Source organism: Zooshikella harenae (assembly GCF_018837975.1).
In the GTDB taxonomy this organism is placed as follows: domain Bacteria; phylum Pseudomonadota; class Gammaproteobacteria; order Pseudomonadales; family Zooshikellaceae; genus Zooshikella; species Zooshikella harenae.
On sequence record NZ_JAGSOY010000350.1, the window covers coordinates 1 to 596 of the forward strand.

The 596-nt window shown below is 42.6% G+C and carries 1 protein-coding gene; it reads right to left on the reverse strand.

Translation table 11 applies throughout. The features are described from left to right. On the reverse strand, positions 1-479 hold a 479-nt coding region (locus tag KCG35_RS26075), incomplete at its 3' end, for a PDC sensor domain-containing protein (RefSeq protein ID WP_507236969.1). Positions 480-596: the final 117 nt, after the last annotated feature.

The window sequence follows — 596 nt, forward strand, 5'->3', positions numbered from 1 at the left end:
CGTTGCAAAGAGGTTGTACCAAGTGCAAAATAACGCCCGGCATACCCCTCTTTTGCCTTGTAAAAATACGGACGAAAACTAAAGTTACGGCCTAAAAAACTTTGTGGCATTTCCCAATTACTGGCAGCAATGGTTGTTCCCTGCTGATCCAATAAATAAATATCTGCGGCACCCATTATTCTATTGGTTTGTTCTAGGTAGCGATTGATATGGTGCAACTCAGTTTTTTGCCTGGAACTGCTCAAAAATCCAGTCACTGTTGGCTGCTGCGCTAAAAGTTCTGGCAAATTTTCATATGTCGACAGTACACCTCGTAGGGTTGCTCTAAACCGATAGAGTTCCCCTTGCATTTCACTGGCAGAGGTTGCTAATACCTGTTGTCGAACAACAGGTTCTTGCCAGGCTAATAATGCCACTAAACCAGCTGACCATACTAATAACACCCACAACCAACCGACTTTACTCGTTAACCCCTTCATGCCAGTACTTCCTGCTTCTAGCACGCTCATCATCAAGCTTTTTGTTAATTTTCACTCTCATTATTATCAGGAACAGTTTAACCAGCCATAGACAACCCAAACAAGCAAAACTAATAC